General features: G+C 45.0%; 14 protein-coding genes and 1 pseudogene. 7 read left to right on the top strand and 8 right to left on the bottom strand.

Annotated elements, in window-relative coordinates; all coding sequences use genetic code 11:
• The first annotated feature begins 312 nt into the window (after positions 1–312).
• The 4 genes from R2X38_RS06440 to R2X38_RS06425 all read left to right on the top strand — a co-directional run bounded on the left by R2X38_RS06440 (position 313) and on the right by R2X38_RS06425 (position 7,961).
• Positions 313–1,878: an arylsulfatase gene (locus R2X38_RS06440; protein ID WP_317521350.1), complete on the top strand. Its 1,566-nt coding sequence runs from the start codon at positions 313–315 to the stop codon at positions 1,876–1,878.
• A gap of 457 nt (positions 1,879–2,335) precedes the next feature.
• Positions 2,336–3,280, top strand: coding sequence for a LysR family transcriptional regulator (locus R2X38_RS06435; protein WP_317521349.1), 945 nt, complete (start codon positions 2,336–2,338; stop codon positions 3,278–3,280).
• Positions 3,281–3,664: 384 nt separating this feature from the next.
• On the top strand, positions 3,665–5,353 hold the full coding sequence (locus tag R2X38_RS06430) for an NAD-dependent malic enzyme (protein WP_317521348.1): 1,689 nt from the start codon (positions 3,665–3,667) through the stop codon (positions 5,351–5,353).
• A gap of 1,120 nt (positions 5,354–6,473) precedes the next feature.
• Positions 6,474–7,961, top strand: a complete 1,488-nt coding sequence (locus tag R2X38_RS06425; protein ID WP_317521347.1) for an alanine/glycine:cation symporter family protein — start codon at positions 6,474–6,476, stop codon at positions 7,959–7,961.
• Between the two features lie 100 nt (positions 7,962–8,061).
• Here the strand turns inward: R2X38_RS06425 and R2X38_RS06420 are convergent.
• A pseudogene (locus R2X38_RS06420) lies at positions 8,062–8,169 on the bottom strand (peptidase T-like protein); the annotation flags it as partial.
• A gap of 622 nt (positions 8,170–8,791) precedes the next feature.
• On the opposite strand from R2X38_RS06420, the gene R2X38_RS06415 reads away from it, so the two are divergent.
• Positions 8,792–10,777, top strand: coding sequence for a bifunctional metallophosphatase/5'-nucleotidase (locus tag R2X38_RS06415; RefSeq protein WP_317521346.1), 1,986 nt, complete (start codon positions 8,792–8,794; stop codon positions 10,775–10,777).
• Positions 10,778–10,883: 106 nt separating this feature from the next.
• Here R2X38_RS06415 and R2X38_RS06410 read toward each other — a convergent pair whose 3' ends face one another.
• Positions 10,884–11,819: a LysR family transcriptional regulator gene (locus R2X38_RS06410; protein ID WP_317521344.1), complete on the bottom strand. Its 936-nt coding sequence runs from the start codon at positions 11,817–11,819 to the stop codon at positions 10,884–10,886.
• A gap of 165 nt (positions 11,820–11,984) precedes the next feature.
• Between R2X38_RS06410 and R2X38_RS06405 the strand changes: the two genes are divergently transcribed.
• Positions 11,985–12,275, top strand: coding sequence for a hypothetical protein (locus R2X38_RS06405; RefSeq protein WP_411184728.1), 291 nt, complete (start codon positions 11,985–11,987; stop codon positions 12,273–12,275).
• A 17-nt stretch (positions 12,276–12,292) separates the two neighbouring features.
• On the opposite strand, the gene R2X38_RS06400 is transcribed toward R2X38_RS06405, so the two are convergent.
• From R2X38_RS06400 to R2X38_RS06380, 5 genes are all read right to left on the bottom strand, one after another.
• Positions 12,293–13,141 (bottom strand): DMT family transporter, encoded by an 849-nt coding sequence (locus R2X38_RS06400; protein ID WP_317521689.1) that lies wholly within the window; start codon positions 13,139–13,141, stop codon positions 12,293–12,295.
• A gap of 113 nt (positions 13,142–13,254) precedes the next feature.
• Positions 13,255–13,860, bottom strand: a complete 606-nt coding sequence (locus tag R2X38_RS06395) for a DUF922 domain-containing protein (RefSeq protein ID WP_317521343.1) — start codon at positions 13,858–13,860, stop codon at positions 13,255–13,257.
• Positions 13,861–13,878: 18 nt separating this feature from the next.
• Positions 13,879–14,313, bottom strand: coding sequence for a GNAT family N-acetyltransferase (locus R2X38_RS06390; protein WP_317521688.1), 435 nt, complete (start codon positions 14,311–14,313; stop codon positions 13,879–13,881).
• A gap of 210 nt (positions 14,314–14,523) precedes the next feature.
• The gene (locus tag R2X38_RS06385; protein ID WP_317521342.1) at positions 14,524–17,094 is read right to left on the bottom strand and encodes an ExeM/NucH family extracellular endonuclease; all 2,571 of its coding nucleotides are present in this window, start codon (positions 17,092–17,094) and stop codon (positions 14,524–14,526) included.
• 466 nt (positions 17,095–17,560) lie between these two features.
• The gene (locus R2X38_RS06380; protein ID WP_317521341.1) at positions 17,561–18,187 is read right to left on the bottom strand and encodes a glutathione peroxidase; all 627 of its coding nucleotides are present in this window, start codon (positions 18,185–18,187) and stop codon (positions 17,561–17,563) included.
• A gap of 190 nt (positions 18,188–18,377) precedes the next feature.
• Between R2X38_RS06380 and R2X38_RS06375 the strand changes: the two genes are divergently transcribed.
• Positions 18,378–18,743 carry a hypothetical protein gene (locus R2X38_RS06375; protein WP_317521340.1) on the top strand — a complete coding sequence of 122 codons (366 nt, stop codon included), beginning with the start codon at positions 18,378–18,380 and terminating at the stop codon, positions 18,741–18,743.
• Between the two features lie 77 nt (positions 18,744–18,820).
• Here R2X38_RS06375 and R2X38_RS06370 read toward each other — a convergent pair whose 3' ends face one another.
• Positions 18,821–19,711 (bottom strand): homocysteine S-methyltransferase family protein, encoded by an 891-nt coding sequence (locus R2X38_RS06370; RefSeq protein ID WP_317521339.1) that lies wholly within the window; start codon positions 19,709–19,711, stop codon positions 18,821–18,823.
• Between the last annotated feature and the right edge of the window lie 53 nt (positions 19,712–19,764).

Below are 19,764 nucleotides of genomic sequence, written 5' to 3'. Positions count from 1 at the left end.
ATGGGTAGTTCCGCGACCTGCAACACTCAAAATTTAGTATTTTTCTGCGACTAAAATAGTCCGAAGCCGTGCCTTAAGATCAACATCTCCTGCGAAATCAGGTGTGACACTCATCACGGTTACCGTCGATTTCACTTCACTCTCATTTGATTAAAAGCTTTATAAAACATCACATTAGCCAACCTAATTAACCAAAGGTTATAACCGCTATAAAGCGACAAAGCCCCTTAGTAGCCAGTAACTTAGCGCCTAACGACAAATAAGCACCTTTCGTGCTGATTAAAAAACGCTCTTAATTTGAACGGAGTTATTATGGCAAACCAAGTAAGTAAACTGGCTGTCGGTCTTGGGGTTCTCGCAACGTCAAGTGCTGCTATCGCAGCAGACAAACCAAACATTTTGGCGATTTTCGGTGACGATGTGGGTTACTGGAATATCAGTGCGTACAACCAAGGTATGATGGGTTACGAAACCCCAAATATTGACCGTATCGCCAATGAAGGTGCATTGTTTACTGATCACTACGGCCAGCAGTCTTGTACCGCTGGCCGTGCATCCTTCATCACAGGTCAGGAACCTTTCCGCACAGGTCTATTGACGATTGGTATGCCAGGCTCCGATCACGGTATTCCTGAATGGGCACCGACCATTGCTGACTTACTAAAAGGCCAAGGTTACATGACCGCGCAGTTTGGTAAGAACCACCTCGGTGATCAGGATCAGCACCTTCCGACCGCGCATGGTTTCGACGAGTTCTTCGGCAATCTCTACCACCTAAACGCTGAAGAAGAGCCAGAAACCTACTACTATCCGAAAGATCCTGAGTTCCGTAAAAACTACGGACCACGCGGTGTGATAAAATCTTTTGCCGACGGCAAGATTGAAGACACTGGCCCGATGACCCGTAAGCGTATGGAACATGCCGACGAGGAGTTTCTTGAAGCATCACTTGCCTTCATGGAAAAAGCGGTAAAAGCCGACAAGCCTTTCTTTATCTGGCACAACACGACCCGAATGCACGTTTGGACGCGCCTGCAAGAGAAATACCAAGGCAATTCTGGCATCAGTATTTACGCCGACGGCATGCTTGAGCACGATGATCATGTGGGTATCTTGCTCGACAAACTCGACGAACTAAAGATTGCTGACAACACCATCGTTATTTACTCAACCGATAACGGTGCTGAAACCGCAACTTGGCCTGATGGCGGTGCAACCCCATTCCATGGTGAGAAAGGCACAACTTGGGAAGGCGGTATGCGCGTACCTCAACTTGTTCGCTGGCCGGGTGTGATTGAGCCAGGTACTCGCATCAATGACATGATGGCACACCAAGATTGGCTACCAACGCTTATGGATGCTGCCGGTGTACCAGATGTGAAAGAACAACTGGCTGAAAGCTACACATCAAATGGTAAAGACTGGCGTGTTCACATCGATGGCTATAACTTCAAGCCTTATTTTGAAGGTAAAGAAGATAAAGGCCCTCGTGAATCCCTGCTTTACTTCTCAGCCAATGGTGAACTGAATGCAGTTCGCTGGAACGACTGGAAACTAAACTTTGCCGTAATGAAAGGCAACATGTCTGATGCCATTCGCTTTGAGCAGAACTGGCCGCAGATCATCCACCTTCGTGCTGACCCATTCGAAAAAGCACCGCACGAGTCAGGTATGTACTTGCGCTGGATGGCTGACAACATGTGGCTGTTCGTGCCGATTCAAGACGTCATCGGTGATTTCTTCAAAACACTGCCTGACTACCCAATGCAGCAAGGTCAATTAATGAACCCTGCATCCATCAACTACCAGTCTATGGGCCTTCAGGGCAAGATGAAGCAACTAGATGCCCTGCAGCAGAAAGTTGAAACGATGAAATAATTATCCTTCCTTTTGGATAAAACTAAAACGCCCGTTATTCTAAGAATACGGGCGTTTTCTTGCGGGGAGATTTAGGCTGGGAGTTCTGATGGCTCTCGACAAATCTTTCCTTCACACGGCGAAGATGATTGGCGCTTTTCCGTTGCACGATTTCTCTAATCCTTTTGCCATCCAAACTCAGAGCTTGAACTCCTCGTTGCAGTAGCTACAGCGGTAAATCTGCTTGTAGAGCAAGCGTTGCCACCAGCGCCTCTTCACTTTCACCACTATTTTATGTTTGCAAAACTCATTCATCCTAAAGATACAGTTCACATACCTCATTAATGAAACGAGTATAAAAATTTGCCTGAGCTTGATAAACCGTCAAAGAAGAAACATATCGTTCTACAAAACAGAACTGAAATCAGAATTCCGTTTGATAAACTTGAACTAGTCAGGCCCAAAGAGTGACACGATAATGAAAACAGAAGATATCAAATTGTTTCATAAAGTAGTGGAGTTCGGCTCACTCACCGAAACGGCCAAATGGTTAGATCTGCCCAAGTCAAACATTAGCCGCAGGATAAAACAGCTTGAAGAGGATACAGGTATCAAGCTGTTCCATCGCCATAGCCGTAATATCAAACTGACAGATTCAGGGAATAAATTTTATCAATCCACCCTTAAAATAATCAGTGAATTAGAGCAAACCATTGGTTGTCTCCAAACCCCAGAACAAGAACTCAAGGGCAAATTAAAAGTTATGATAATGCCATTTATGATGAACATCGGAAAGTTGGTATTTGATTTCATTAGCTTACATCCAAATGTTGATGTTGAGATCAGCAGCTCTCCCGACGAGAAGGATCTAATCACAAATGATATTGATATAGCATTCCGATACAGTAAAGAAATAACTCAGGATAACGTTGTCGCTCGAGAAATGTCCAAAGAAACATTTGGGCTCTTCGCCTCCCCTCAATACATAACAGCCCACGGTAAACCGCTCACCCTAGAAGAGATGGAAAGCCAAGCGCTTATCGGTTACAGATTCAGCAACGGTCAAGTCTTCGACAAACTGTTTTTTAAAAATGGTCAATACGTTCAGCCCCAGATGCATTTAATCGTCAACAGCGTTGCACTTCTGATTGAAGCCGCGATACAACACAAGGGTTATATCTTAATGTCAAGGCGAGCCGGCAATATTTTCGCCCAACAAGGATTATTGCAATTAGTCTTACCAGATTACGCTCCCAAACATAATTTCTCCTGGCTGCTTCACCTACCACGTCAGTTTATGTCTTCCGAAGCTAAAGTATTTCTTGATTTCATATTAGAACGTATAGATAGACTACAATATCGCGATGCAGACCTACAAAAAGTACTCAGAGTTCCCTTCAATCCACTTATCGATGATTTATAAAACAACCAACAAGTAGACCAAAATCAACCAACAAGCACAAAACAAAAACAAAACAACTGAAACATAAGTGCAACTACATATTGCCCGATCAACTGAATAATACCAACAGGGAAATTATCCCTCTCATGAGAAACACGCACCCAACAACTCAATACCAAGTGTTTACATAAAAATCACCACAACAAAACAAACCCAACCAAACTGCAACCAAATATATTTTACCGTGTTAATGACCGTAAAAAACCGCTCTAAAACTTGATCTAGACCTCGAAATTTCTGTGCTTTCCCTTTGAATAATCAGCAAGGTAGATCTAGGATTAGCGCCTAAATGGAAAATCTTACGATAGCCCATTCCCTTACTACCCATGAAACAGAGTCTATTGCATGAATAACGATAAACGCCCCCTCTATATCCCTTACGCTGGCCCTGCGTTACTAGAAACTCCCCTGCTAAACAAAGGTAGTGCATTCTCTGTCGAAGAGCGTATGTTCTTCAACCTGGAAGGTTTGCTTCCAGAAGCTATCGAAACCATTGAAGAACAAACAGAACGTGCTTATCAGCAGTTTTTGAAATTCGAAAACGATATGGATAAGCATATTTATCTACGCAATATTCAAGACACTAACGAAACCCTTTTCTACCGTTTGGTTGAAAACCACATCTCAGAGATGATGCCGATCATCTACACACCAACTGTTGGTGCAGCATGTGAAGATTTCTCAAACATTTACCGTCGTGGCCGTGGTCTTTTCATCTCTTACCCGAACCGTGACCGCATTGAAGACATGCTAAACAATGCATCTCGCCACAACGTTAAAGTTATCGTTGTGACCGACGGTGAACGAATTCTTGGTTTGGGCGACCAAGGTATCGGTGGTATGGGCATTCCAATCGGTAAGCTGTCTCTTTACACTGCTTGTGGCGGGATCAGCCCGGCTTATACTTTGCCAGTTGTTCTTGATGTGGGTACCAACAACCCGCAACGCCTGTCCGATCCTATGTACATGGGCTGGCGCCATCCTCGTATCTCCGGCCAGGAATACGATAGCTTCGTTGACGAATTCATCCAAGCGGTCAAGCAGCGCTGGCCTGATGCTCTGATTCAGTTCGAAGACTTCGCTCAAAAGAACGCCATGCCACTACTTGAGCGCTACAAAGACAAAGTATGTTGCTTCAACGATGACATCCAAGGAACTGCAGCGGTAACGGTAGGCTCCCTACTGGCAGCTTGTAAAGCCGCTGGCAGCAAACTATCACAACAGCGTGTTACTTTCCTTGGTGCTGGCTCTGCCGGTTGCGGTATTGCAGAAGCGATCATCGCACAGATGGTGTCTGAAGGTATTTCTGACCAGCAAGCGCGTAGCCAGGTTTACATGGTCGACCGCTGGGGTCTGCTGGTTGATGACATGCCGAACCTGATCAACTTCCAGAAGAAACTGGTACAGCCTCGTGCCACCATCAACGAGTGGGATACCGAAGATAACAACATTTCTCTTCTTGATGTAATGCGCAATGCCAAGCCAACGATCTTGATCGGTGTATCTGGCGTACCAGGCCTATTCAGTGAAGAAGTGATCCGCGAAATGCACCAGCATTGTGAACGCCCTATCATCTTCCCACTGTCGAACCCAACCAGCCGTGTGGAAGCGACCCCTGCAGATATCATCCGCTGGACCGACGGTAACGCATTGGTGGCAACAGGCTCTCCGTTCGAACCTGTAGTTCACAATGGTAAGACTTACCCAATTGCCCAGTGTAACAACAGCTACATCTTCCCAGGTATCGGCCTAGGCGTTCTGGCTGTAGGTGCACGTCGCGTCACTGACGAAATGCTAATGGAAAGTAGCCGTGCCCTCGCTGAGTGTTCGCCACTAGCCATTAACGGCCGTGGCGCCCTACTTCCACCACTGGAAGAAATCCAGAACGTTTCTCGCCACATTGCGTTTGCTGTCGCTAAGAAAGCGGTTGAACAGCGTAAAGCACCGAAGAATACGGATGAGCGTATCAAAGAGAAGATCAACGATAACTTCTGGGATGCTGAATACCGCCGTTACAAGCGTACCTCATTCTAATTAAGGGCTGCATTAAGCTTTCCCCTAATTTAAGACATCATATCTATTAAGACCCGCCAATAGGCGGGTCTTCTTTATATACCCAAGCTACCTCTGAAATCTGCTTCTTGAGGTAACTTGGGTATACATTCTTTTTGGTAATTGCAAACTTGCTTTACCGCTATCTTGATATTTTCCGTGTTTCCTCCAAAAAAATCACTAAGTTGATACTCAATAATCCATAGTGCAATTACTATATTTATATCAAACTAAGCAATAGTCTGATGTTTCATAAAATACGAACAGTTAGTATTCATTAGTAAAGGTATTGGTAATAATATGCAGGATCTGCCAATTTGCTCTAAATGTGGCCAAGATGAAGAGTATCTCGTTTCAGAAACTGGGGGATATGTGTGCATCTGTGGCCATCAGTTCGAAGAGCAAGAACTTGGTGCAAGTGAAAAAGACACCAACCTTTCTACTCGGAGAGAAGTTAAAACCAACGCTTATCAAGCTACTTACCAGCATCGTACAACGTCTCTACTTCACTAAACGTAAAGACCCAAGTTACCCATATAAAGACCGATCACTGGTTAAAACCGCTTTTATTGAGCGGTTTTTATTTAACTATTCCATGAAAATTTATTCATCACAACCATCCAATCCCTTCACAGCCATTCTCAAATGTTAAGAATAGTTGAAATTCACACCACAAATAACGGTTAAATATTCTGTATTTTTTGGTTAACACAGAGTAAAAACCAAAAACAACCTCAATTGTACACCATTCATTAAGCATTGGTAAGAAACCCAACAACAAGAATATAAACTATTGTATATAAAGCATTATTTTTACAGAATAGAATACTGCAAGTTAAGACCAAGAAGATCTCATTGAAAAAACGTGACACAAGTCACACTGAATTAGTCGAATTTCGTGCTACCTTACTGCCCCGTCTACAGATGAAACACCTGATTCTATGTTTCACAATTGTAACTTCAACAAGTTACACATAACTGGATTCTTCCAGTAAATAAAAAATATAAATTCAGAATCATATTCATGAACTGTCATGTAAATGGACGTTTCAGTTTGCTCAACCATCACTAATTGGTTGAGTGTCATATACAGGAAATTAGTATGAGTGTTACAAACGAAACTTGGTTGACTTCGCTGAACGATGGCCTAGAAACCGTCATCGGCGCAATTAACGGTGTACTTTGGGGTCAACTCCTTGTTTACCTACTGGTAGCAGTCGGTATTTACTTCACTTTACGTCTTGGCTTTATTCAAATTCGCCAATTCCGCCATTCTGTTGATGTCCTAAAAAGCGGTAAAGACGTTGATAACGGTATCAGCTCTTACCAAGTGTTCTGTACATCAATGGCTGCCCGTGTAGGTACTGGTAACATGGCCGGTGTAGCGGTTGCTCTGACAGTTGGTGGCCCTGGTGCTATCTTCTGGATGTGGTTGATTGCCCTATTCGGTATGTCAACAGCCTTCATCGAGTCAACACTGGCACAGATCTACAAAACCAAAGATGTTGACGGCCAATACCGTGGTGGCCCAGCCTACTACATGGAAAAAGGCCTAGGCATGCGCTGGATGGGTTCACTGTTCTCTGTGTTCCTGATCATTGCATTCGGTCTGGTGTTCAACGCCGTTCAGGCAAACACTATCACAGATGCGCTAAGCCACTCTTTCGGCTTTGACGAAACCATTATGGGTGTTGTGATTGTTGCCTTCTCTGGCTTCTTCATCATGGGCGGTCTACGTAAGATTGCAGCAGCTTCTGCGAAAATCGTTCCGGTAATGGCTATCGGCTACCTAGCAATCGCAATGATCATCGTGATCATGAACATCACTGAACTTCCAGCGGTGCTAGCGCTTATTGTTAAGAGTGCATTCGGCTGGCAAGAAGCGGCAGCTGGTGGTGTGGCTTACACCATTGCTCAGGCAATGCAAAGCGGTATCGCGCGTGGTCTATTCTCGAACGAAGCAGGTATGGGTTCTGCGGCAAACGTTGCAGCAAGTGCAACGCCAAACCCGAATCACCCAGCTTCTCAGGGTTTCGTTCAGATGCTAGGTGTATTTGTTGATACCATCGTTATCTGTTCTGCCTCTGCAGCAATGATTATGCTAAGTGGTGTGATGGATCAGCCAAACGCAGCTACAGGTATCAGCCTGCTTCAGCAAGCGCTAACCAGCGAGCTAGGTAGCTGGACAACCTACTTCATGGCGGCTGCGATTCTACTGTTCTGTTTCTCGTCAATCATCGCGAACTACAGCTACGCAGAAACTAACGTAATGTTCCTGAACGGTAATACTAAGAAAGGCCTATTCGCTTTCCGTGTGTGTGTACTAATCATGGTAATGTTCGGCTCTGTTGCTTCACTTCCAGTGGTTTGGAACCTAGCTGATGCCTCTATGGGTATGATGGCGCTAATCAACATCGTTGCTCTAGTGATGCTATCTAAACTGGCTATCAAGGTTATCAAAGACTACGAAACACAACTTAAAGCAGGTAAAACTCCAGAGTTCGACCGTTCTAAGTTCCCAGAGCTAGATGAGCTAGACGGTGCTTGGCACCCAGAAGGTACTGAGCCGGTAGCTGCTACTAGCAAGTAATCTTCTCTGAAGCTACCAACGAAAGGGCCAGCGTGAAAACGCTGGCCCTTTTCTTTTATCATAATGAACGTCCTATTAATGCGTTATTACATTAAACAAATCACTTCTCTAGTTTTTCAGCTGTAATTCGGATCACATCCACCACAACATCACTTGCTGCCTTAAGCGATTTCACTGGCAGATATTCGTAGATAGAGTGGAAGTTGTTTTAGTTATTCATCGCGCTTACACGATATTTTGAGAGCAAATCATCACGGTCAGCATCAATGCTCAATTTTTTATTTATTATATTGTCACACCGTTTTAACCCAGAACTCATATACAATATGATTTTCTAGGGGGTTTGTATCATTATTTTTTGAGTCATTATCACCTCAAGCATTAAAGCGTATTTAATACTCAACTTTTATTTTGCGCTAAATCAATTCACAATCCTTTTGAAACTTTATTTACGGGATATTTTTCCCAATATAGACATACTTCACAACCCAAAACTTACGAATGATTATTTTAACAGCAAACACCCGCCTACATAATCACCAATGACTTTTTCAATACACTTGCTTACATGTTAATACGCTGATTTTGTTAATAAAACGTCACACGCAAGACCCTTTATATTCAATCACCTGCGCCTAATAAAGCAATCGTTACACACAACCGTTTGCTTTATAGTTACAAACTGCGATTTTATGCCCCCGTTTTGTAATTGCCCCTCAGTTTTATCTCGTATATAGTGCGCAAGCCTTACAGTAATAAGGTTTTTCTCTGTGGTTGAATAGTATTCACAGCATTCATCCATCAACAGATAATTATAAATAGGTTATCCCATGAAGTTTACTAAGCCTCTTATCGCGCTTTCTGTCGCAACAGCGCTAGCTGGTTGTGCTCAGTCTACAGTTGAAACAGGTGACTCTTTTACTCTTACTGTCGCCCACATCAACGACACGCATTCCAATTTCGATCCTGTTAAGTCCAGTTTCTGGGCGCGAAACAAGCTAGTTTACAACGAGTTCGGTGGTTTCCCTCGCTTGCAAACCATGGCAGATGAGTATAAGAAGGCGGCTGAAGACAATGACCAGAGCTTCTTGTTCCTTCACGGTGGTGACGCATGGCAAGGCAGCGCATACTTCAAACTAAATGAAGGCGCAATGAATGCTGAGTTACTGAGCCGCTTGGGCATTGACGCTATGGCTCTGGGTAACCACGAGTTTGATCTTAACAACACAAAACTCAACCAGTTCATCGGCGACATCAACTTCCCAGTTCTTGCAGCAAACATCGACGCTAGCCAAGATGCCGACCTGAAAGACCAAACCAACCTCAAGCCTTACGTTGTTTACGCTTTCGACGGCAACAAAAAAACTGAAGTCACTGATCTAGACAACCTCCCTGCAGGCAAAGATATTGTTGCTGTATTCGGTATCGCGCTAGATGACATGCCTAACATCGCGCCAAATACCGGCGACGTGATTTTCCACGACATGGTGGAGTCTTCTCAGGCTACCGTAGATATGTTCCACGCCAAAGGTATCAACAACATCATCGCTGTTACCCACATTGGTAACGCAGTCGATGTTGACGTTGCTTCACAGGTTAACGGTATCGACCTGATCGTCGGCGGTCACTCACACACCCTACTGGGCGACTTCACTAACCTTGGCCACGACAACGGCGGCGAATACGCCCAAATGGTTCCAAACCCTAACGGTCAGAGCCAGACCTGTGTTGTTCAAGCCGGTGAATACGCACAAGCGATTGGCCAGCTAGACGTTACCTTCGACGCAAATGGCAAAGTGACTAACTGTGCTGGCCTTAACGTACTGCTAAGTAACGACGAGTACTTCCACTCGCCGCTACGTGAAGCAGGTAGTGAGTTTAGCGCCGATGAAACCGCTAACGTGGTTAGCTTCATCGAAGGTGAAGACAACATCACCATTACCGAAGAAGAAGCGGTAATGCGACAGATCATCGACACCAAGTACAAGCCAGCTGTTACCGAGGCTTACGGTAAAGTCATCGCCCAGGTACCTGAAGAAATCAACCACGAGCGTCGCCCAGGTGACGGCGGTACAGACGTTCACGGCTCTGACGTTGCCCCTATTCTGGCGGCTGGCCAATACTACTGGGCTAATTCACCAGAAGTTGTAGCGGTAACCGGCATGAAAGTCGATTTCTCGCTGATCGGTGCTGGCGGTATCCGTACCAACATCGAAGCGGGTGAATACCGTGAAGGTAACATCTCGCTAGAGCTACTACCTTTCTCAAACTTCATGTCTGTGGTACCTGTGAAAGGTAAAGACATCAAAGAACTTATCGACGGTACCGTGTCTGCAACCCTTCCAGAAGGTTCTCACGCAGGTAAATTCCCATACGGTGGCCACATCCGTTACCAGTACACGGAAACAACACCTTACCAGAGCGGTAAGCTGGACTACGTTGAAGTTATGACGGGCACTGCGGATGCACCTGTTTGGACGCCAATCGAAGACAACAAGACCTACAACGTTGCAATCAACAACTACAACGCAACCGGTAACGATGGCTGGACGCCACTGTTCACAGCCCAACAAAAGTCTTCTGGCCGCGTTGACCTTGCCTACGTTGACGACAAGCTAACAGGCTTCAAAGTGAAGAACATCGTTGAGGCAGATGGCCGCTTCAAGGTGAATTACGAAGGCGAAGCGCCTAACTGTAAGGCTGACAACGTTCGTTGTAACACCGATGCTCAGGCTGTTATCGACTACATCGCCGATAACATGCCGACACTTAAGCCACTTGAGTACAACGTAGTAACGTTGAACCGCGCGAACTAAATTGATCATTCGGTAAGTCACTTAGCAAAAAGGATGGCCTGTGCCATCCTTTTTTGTTCGCTCTAGGGTAGTGAAATTTCCTCTCTAGCTATTGTCTTAATCGCGCCTACTTCAATACACTTTTATCTATCAGCTTTGCGTCCACCAGCTGTAATAACACTTCACGTGTTTGCTCGCGCAAAAAGTCACGCAGTAACCTTACCGTTGGCGTTATTGACTGGCGACTAGGGCAGACAAGCCATAGCTCTGTCGGAGTAGGCTTGTATTCAGGCATCAAAGTAATCACCCGCTTGTTAAGAAGATCATCAGCCATATCCAAGCAGGATTTAATCGCAATCCCCTGCCCCGAAATGCACCAGCGCCTGACCAAGTCTCCATCGTTTGAGGAACGATTCCCCTTCAGTTTCACCTTTTGGCTCTGCTCACCATGACTAAATCGCCATTCGTCTTGGACAATATCGTGCAGCTGATAGAACAAGCCATTGTGCTGTTTCAGTTCTTCGAGGGTGTTCGGCGCCCCATTATCCTCAATGTAAGACGGTGAAGCGCAGATCAAGCGCGGCACATTACAAATCTTGAAGCCATACATACTCGCATCTGTCGGAGAGCCGTAACGCAAAGCCATATCAACCGAGTCACGATAAAAATCGATATTGCTGTCACTGATATTGCTGCGCAGGGCGACATTAGGGTGATTAGCAAGAAAGTCATCCAGCCACGGAGTGACGACATTCCTACCAAGATCTGACGAAAGGGAAACCCTAATCTCTCCTTCGATATCATCAATATCTTCACGAACATTTTGCTTCGCGCTTGCCAGCAATTGCAGGGCTTGGTCACACTGGGGTAAATAGCGCTCACCAGCAGGAGAGATTTTCAGCTGCCGGGTAGTACGGATAAACAGCTCTGCACCGACTGAGGCTTCAACCCGTTTAACTGCTGCACTGGCCGTAGCCACCCGCATATCTAAACTGGTTGCTGCCGCAGTAATACTGCGAAACTCCGCCACCTTCAACACCACCTCGAGATCTTGGATCAGCATACACTTGCCTCAAACTCACTTATTATCAAATCTTGTTTGATAATATATCAATTTCAACCCCGTATTTATGAAAACAACTTATCTTTGGCGCCTAAGTTAGAGGCGTTTTTCAGCCTCTAGCCTCTGATATTGATGCAAGCTACACTATGCTGCATCAGAGCCGTAATGATTAATACACTAATGAGCAAAACCACTTCCCTTTGGCAACGTTTCAAATCAGCCGCCGCTGATGTCCTTGATTTCCAATCCCGCGTGTGGGTTGTCAATATTCGAAGCAGCACGCTTCAAGACGAATCATTTGTCGTCAGCGAAGATAATTTCAAACAGCCATTGCAATGGATGAAGAAAAAACAGTTTGAAGAAGAGATGCTAGAAAAGGTTGAGGCAATGAAAGTCTCTCAGGTATTGGTGTTCCATATTGAGGGTGTGAGATACCGACTACTTCGGGTGAAGTAACCAAGGTAGCAGGGACTTCACTCATTGCTTCTTGCAGCAAACACTAGGGCAATACCGCCCAAAATCAGCAAGGTAGAGATCGTTGTAGCAAACGTAATTTGCTCACTGAGGACTAGCCAGCCGCCGATACTGGCAATCGCTGGCACCGAGAGCTGAACTACTGAGGCACGCAATATTGAAAGCCTTGGTAGAACGGCATACCAAATCGCGTAGCCGATGCCTGAGGCAACCGCGCCTGAAAGCACGGCCAACAATAGACCACGCGATGAGATATGTTCTAATTCAGCAGAGAAAGGAATGATAATCCCACCAACTACTGCAATACCTATCCCCAGCAAAGTAGCTAGTAGAAAACTGATAGACATGGTTAATAATGAAGGTCGGTCACTCGCACGCTTGCCCAAAATGGTGAAAGCAGCCCAGCATATCCCGGCTATCACCATTAACAAGGCAGAGCCAATATCAGGCCGGGTAGCATTCGGGATTAGCAAATAACCAAAACCGGCTAGAGATACAACCAGCCCGCCCCACTCCCATAGGCTCATCCTATTGCCGCTAAAAAGATGAAACCCAATCATGCTGAACTGGACTGACGCAAATAAGATTAACGCCCCTGTGCCAGTCGCCATTTTCACATAAGAAAATGAAAAGGCCGCAGCATAACCAAATAACATGAGTGCCCCAAGAATGTCAGATTTCCTCCAGTTTCTTAGACTAAATAACGAACTGGAATGCAGGACTTGAGTCAACACGGCTAGGGTTATTGCGCCTGATATCAATCGAACTAGGGTGAAACTAGCAGCATCAATAGCTCCTTCAGCTAATGCCAAGCGACACAATATAGAATTGCCTGCAAACGCCAGCATGGCGCAGGTTACATATAGAGCCGTTTTAAGTGAAGAAGTGTTCAATGCCGAGTTCCGTATATTGAGTGTTCGACTAACATCATAGTGGCTTATCAAACATCCATAAACCTGAGTTAATTGCCTGCCATCATTCCTGAGAAGGGAATTTTACAAACTGGGTAGAATGGCTCTTCACCGAAGGGAGACACGGCCAGCTCTATTTCACCGTGGTTGGTGTATGTATCGAACAACTCGTTATCCTCATTGATCCTGTCTGTTAATTTATTTACCCTGTGATTTTGCTCTGTACAATTACCTTCCTGACCTTTTTTAAAGGCTTGGTAAATATGGTTAATTGTCATCACAGTTAATGCACAATGGGTTTCCTCATGCCGATAAAGCTGCTCAATATACTCGCGATAGAGTTCGGAAATTTCAGGGGAAGCCACTGATTGCTTGATACGAGGCAACTTGTAAGTAATGTCTAGATTAAATGCTTTGATCTCGCAGGTATTATCATCTGCCCAGTAATCATATTCCCATCCCGTATAGCCATCAGCATTTTTATCCTTTAGGAATTTTGGTTTATCAGAATCAAATGACACCTCGACATCAGATATTGTATCGCCTTCAACAATATACACTTCATAATGGGTCGAGAATGAAAAAGGCAGTAGGGTTTCAGCAGCATTGGCGTAAAATGGAACAATGGCGGCTAAAGATAACAATCTATATAACAACTCAATACCTCACGCTTGCTACACATTATTCTCTGATGAAGAGTTATACGAAAACATCCTTACCTCATCGCGAGGAAACCAACCGAGTTTTTCATAAAAGACTTGTGCATCAAGATTGTCATTAGCCACAAATAGATGAGTTTTTGCAATACCTTGTTTTTCCAACGCATTTACAGCACTTGAGATAAGTCGAGCACCAATACCCTGCCCTCTGTAGCGTGTACTAACAGCAATGTGCTGTATATAGCCTCTCCTACCATCCGTCCCCACCAAGATAGCACCAATAACATTAGCATCATCCACAGCAACGAAACTCAACCCAGGATTCCGGCCAAGGTATTTGGCAATATTCTGTTGCGAGTCGGCATCGCGAAGCAGCATGGCTTCAGTGCCTGACCAAAGTTTGATGACCTGTGGGTAGTCTGAGATTTCCATTTCTCGTATCAATGCCATTCCCTTTCCATACCAAAATCTAAAATTAATGCCCTTATCAATTAATGCAAGTTTTGTCATGTATAGAATATATATGACTATCTAATAATAGTGATTATATCAATCAGGTCAATGTGTTAGAGAGCAGGAAGGAAGCCAAAATAAAAGACCCCCAATAATTGGTGTCCAACTATTGGGGGTCACTTCAATTCGCCCGCTGTTTTTACTTACCTAGATAAGGTTATTTTTGCCGTTCTTGTGTTTGTACTCCAGAGTCACAATAATTGGATCGTGATCTGACGACGAGTAAATATTGTCTGATTTTTCCAAATCGCCGGTGTACTTACTGCTGTACTCAAACAAGTTACTTTCCGCAGCATTGATGTGCCAAGCTTCGACTGCAAGCACCTTATTCACAAGTGATGGACTTGCCAACGCGTGATCCAAACTACCCAACTCACCTTCATAGCTGTAGCTGTAATCCGTTTTGTGCTTCAGGTTTACCAAGCCATAACCTTTTTTGACTAGCTGCCCTTCTTCCTCGAACACTTTGCCATCTAGTGTAGTGTAAGAAGCGGTGTAGATTCTTCCGCCACGGTCAGCTTCATCGAACGAAGTTAGCGTCAAAATTGGATCTTCCATGCCATACGAGTTCAAATCCCCCATCACCAGAACATCACCTTTGATGTCTTGAACAGCTTCACCCAAAACTTTGGCTGCTGAAACACGGAAGTTATTACAGCTGCCCTGAACGTCTTCATCCTCGCCGAAAATGAAATCATCTTCCCAACATGTCGAACCTTTTGACTTAAAGTGATTCACAATCACGGTCAAATCGTCCTTAGCACCAGGGATATTGAATTTTTGCATCATGGCATGACGCTGATAAGCACTTTTCACACCACCTTCATCTAATGGCGCGTGCTGCTCCGGCATCATGATCTGGCGTGCTTTATTCTTCGCTTTCACTTTATGATGGCGGTAGATAATACCAACAGTAATCGCGTCGGTACCAAAGTACTCAACACCTTCAAAGCCAGGCTCATCTTTAAATGTCAGGTCTGATTTATGCACTTTTACCGCGCGGTAGTGATCTTTCTTATCCGCTTGTACATCATTTAATGCATTGACCAATGACTCAAGCGCACTGTTGTCATCAAAACCGTTATTTTCCAACTCCATCAAAGTAACAATGTCAGCATCCATCGCGACAATCGCATTGACGAGTTTGGCCTGTTGAAGGGCAAATTCATCCACTGAAGGCGCACCACGGTAACAGTTATCGTTAGGCCCGACCGATGCTTCAGTACACATAGGGTTCGGGTTGCCCGATTCCGCATATGAGGTGAAGTAGTTGAGAACGTTAAAGCCAGCTACCTTCAAACCCTCTTCATATGACGTAACAGGCTTATCTGTCCTTTCATTTTCTGGCTCGCGCCCCAAGTAACCGCTGTTGATAGTATTGGTTGTCACCAAACGGTATTCACCGTAGCTGTAACCCACCATCGCAGTCAGGCCGTTAAGCTTATCACCCATACGAAGATAGCCATCTATTGGGTTAAAGTTATCGAACCATGGCACTTCACCATCTTTAGCTTTGTAATCTGATTCAACATAAACACGGCTGATCGCATTTTCAGCAGCCACATTTTTAGCCGCGTCGGTTTCAGCTGCGTAAAGGTGGGTTGGATTATAAAGAGGAGCATTATGTGCCAGCATTAAATTATTGCGGTATGACGCATAGTCAAAACTGAAGTTGCGCGTGATCACCAACGGGCTATCAGCATCAAGCAGCACCTGCATGCCTTCATGCCGCTCTAGCGCAGTATGCAGATCTTCCCCTTCTTTCACGCGGAAGCGTGTCGGCGCAGGAATTGGGTTATTCGTACTCAATACTTTGAAGGCGCTATCGCGTACATCAAGCTGAGTATTGCCGTAGTATTCCTTAACAGTCGCCTCTAAGCACACCTCAGCACCCGGCTGAATTTCACTTGGTGTGGTACTCGCCCCCAAGAAGACAAAAACCCCATCCGAGGTATTCTCATTACCGTCGCCATACGGGTCTTGCAGGTAGAAGCCCTTATACAAACTCTCGCCGCGAGCGGTAACAACACCACGGACAAAGTATTTTTCCGGGCTTTCAAAGCTCCCCTCTGGTACCAGCGGACTACGATTGCCATCACCTTGCACGTCATAGATCGGGACAAGGTTATCGGTATCACACACAAACGGATTCGGTGGCGGAGTAGTACTATCACACGCCTCAAGGCCACTGCATCCTAGGCCATCAAAGGTATCGGTTGGAAAAGTCACCCATTCGGCGTTAACGTCAAACTCACTCTCGACATCGGTTCTACCTGAAGTGACAGCCGGCTCCCTGCGAAGCGTGACATCTTTTGCAAAGTCTTCACGTACGCCCAACTGGCCTAGGCTATCAATCAGCGTTTCACCATCGAACAAAGCAACCACATCATCGCCGTTGAAACCAAGGCTGCCCGATGATTGATCGCCGACATCCTTAATATCTTGTGCCGCTGAGCTGTGGTAAAGCACATAACTTTCGCCACCCGCTAGATTTACGTCGTTCAAGTTGATGGTGGTACCAAATGAGTCGGCCCCATTCATCGCCAGCCTAACGCTGTATTCTGAGAGATTAATTCCAGAATCAGCCAAATTAGTGACTTCTATCGCTTTATTATAGCTTTTACCCTCGACGTACTCTGTTATTAATAGCTGTGCAGAAACAGACGATGACATCAAGGCCAGTGCAATAGCACCAGATAATGCGTTTATTCGTGTCATGTGTAAACTCCGATATAAATAAAACCCAAGCACATCCTGCACTCAGGTTTTCCAACTGATATTTTCATGCTCAGTGAATAATTATTTAATAAAGATAAGTTTGATTTTAATTTCAAAAATATCATTATGAGCACGCCTATTTTTATATATCAGTGTTACAAATAACAATTTTAATGAATTAAAAATGGAGTTTTTATTCAACTTCTGACTCAGGTGCACAAGGTTACATAGAGGTACAAATACTGCTCACAAAAACAAAAGGATGCTATTGATATATCACATGAAAAATGCCAGGAAGGGAATCGGAACTATCATTGATACTAAAAACAAGGATGCAATCTAGTTACGCCGTCACGACAAAAGCATATTACTAATCTATATACTCAGTAATATGCTTTATACATGGAGAGCAAAGCCGCCAGTAATTTTATATAGACGGCCTTTTCACAAATAATGGAAGTACTATTTATAGGGATTTTTCAATCGCATCTATCATCACAGCATCAGTTGGATTAGTTTGGCTTGAGAAAACGGCAACTACCTCACCCTGCCTATCGACGATATATTTATAGAAATTCCATTTGGGCGATATTCCCGATTCGTTGGTTAAATGTGTAAAGATTGGATTTGCCGCAGAGCCTTTCACATGAGTCCGTTCCATCATCGGAAAAGTCACCCCGTAATCAAGGTAACACACCTTGGCGCTAGTGGCCTCACTCCCCCTGTCTTGGTTGAAATCATTTGAGGGAAATCCAATTACTGAAAAGCCCTGCTCCTTGTAACGTTGATAAACAGACTCCAATTGTTCGAACTGAGGAGTGAAGCCACACTGGCTCGCAGTATTCACCACCAGCAAGACCTGCCCCGCAAATTGCTCACACAATTTGACCGATTCAGTTGAGTTCAACTTATTAAATTGTTGGTCAAACCAAGCACCGCATTCTGCTTGCGCCGCTGGTTTTGCCTCAGCCCGGACAGTTTGTGAGTAAAAGGTACCCGCCACAAGACATACACCTAATATACAAGCTGTCATTGAAAGTCGGCGGGCCTGATCAACAGGTTTCTTTTGCTCTATTACACGGCTTTGACTCATAGCTCACTCCAAATTCTCCCTGAAGGGAAATGTGACAATAAAACATGTATTTGAGTACGGCAGTTAGCTACAGCCTGATCACTACCTGTTCGTTAATTAATCATATACCTTGTCACCCCTTTAACCAGAACGCGACCTCCTTTACACTGGCCCTGTTAAAATTGCAGCTATACGCCGAAGGACAGTTCGAATGCCACAAGTAAACATTGTTCCAAACCCTCAAATTGCCATCATCTTCAAAGGTTGGGCTGAAGACTGGGCCAAAGAAGGTCAGACAAACCAAAAAGATATGGCTAACAAGTTCCACACGGTCTATAAAATTGCGGCAGACATGTTCATAAAAGGCGGTGAAGTGGATATGGAATTCTTGTCGGCACTGTTCGAAGACTGCAAGCAAAAGCTTGAGAATGCCCAGGCGATGAATGCTAAAGTCAAAGCGGCGCTGAGCGAGGATGACGAGCGCGCTGAGGCCATTATCAAGAAAATCACCCATGCAGCGCAAGATGCCGCCCATGTGGTCCGCTACCTGGGCCAATTGCTTAAACCTACCGCTTAAGACGGAGCTCTCACCTCCTGGTTTAAAATCAAAAAGCGATACCAGCACAATGCCAGTATCGCTTTTTAATCGCCACACTAAAGTGAATCTCTCCACTTAGCTAACACGTTTATGTGCTCTGGCCCAATACCACAGCAACCACCAATGATTGTGGCTCCTGCTTCTTGCCAGCGCTTGGCAAAGGCTAGATAGCCTTCAGGAGACAACTCACGCATAGCCTGCAATGTATCGTTAGCCTCATGGTCTGACTTTATCGGGGTAAAGTTATTGGCATACGCCCCTATTTCCATGTCCAAGCCATGTGCCTCTATTACTGCTTTGGTATCAATGATTGCCTGCTCCATCACCTCTGGGATAGAGCAATTGAAAAAGATACCTTCGCCACCCGCTTGGCATACATGTTCAACGGCAAGTTTTACCTGCTCGCCAGAACGCAATCTCGCTTCACCTTCCGCATCATCAAGAGTAAATGCGTAGTAGCAAGGCTTCTGGGTTTGACTGAGAACCGCTTGGATAGTTATAAGCTCTTCAACGCTGGAAATTGTCTCAGCAATCCAAAGATCAACATGTGGATCTTGTGCTTGGAAAAGAGCAGTAAAAATATCTACGGCTTCAGCTGGCTTGAATAGATCTGGCCGGTAACTGCCAAATGCAGGCGGAATACACCCCGCAACTTGCACTGCCGTTTTGCTATCTTGTGCCGCAGATTTGGCAATCGCTGCAGCCTTACCCGCCAAACGTGGGCCGTCCGATGCGTACAGCTCATCACCCAAGTGAAAAGGGACACACGCATAACTGTTAGCAATGATAATTTCAGCCCCACTTTCGATAAAACGTTGGTGTGCCTGAAAGACATAGTCTGGTGATTCGATAAGTGCCTGTGCACTCCAAAGAGGCTGAGAAAATGGCGCGCCAATCCGTTTAAGCTCCCGGCCCATTCCGCCATCAAGTATGGTGAGTTTCTTCATCATCGGCCCTATACAACTTAGCTATATCTATATGCTGTATTGAATCACAATAT

The sequence above is a fragment of the Photobacterium rosenbergii genome (assembly GCF_033022775.1).
GTDB lineage: Bacteria > Pseudomonadota > Gammaproteobacteria > Enterobacterales > Vibrionaceae > Photobacterium > Photobacterium rosenbergii_A.
This window is presented reverse-complemented; position numbering and strand designations above follow the sequence as displayed.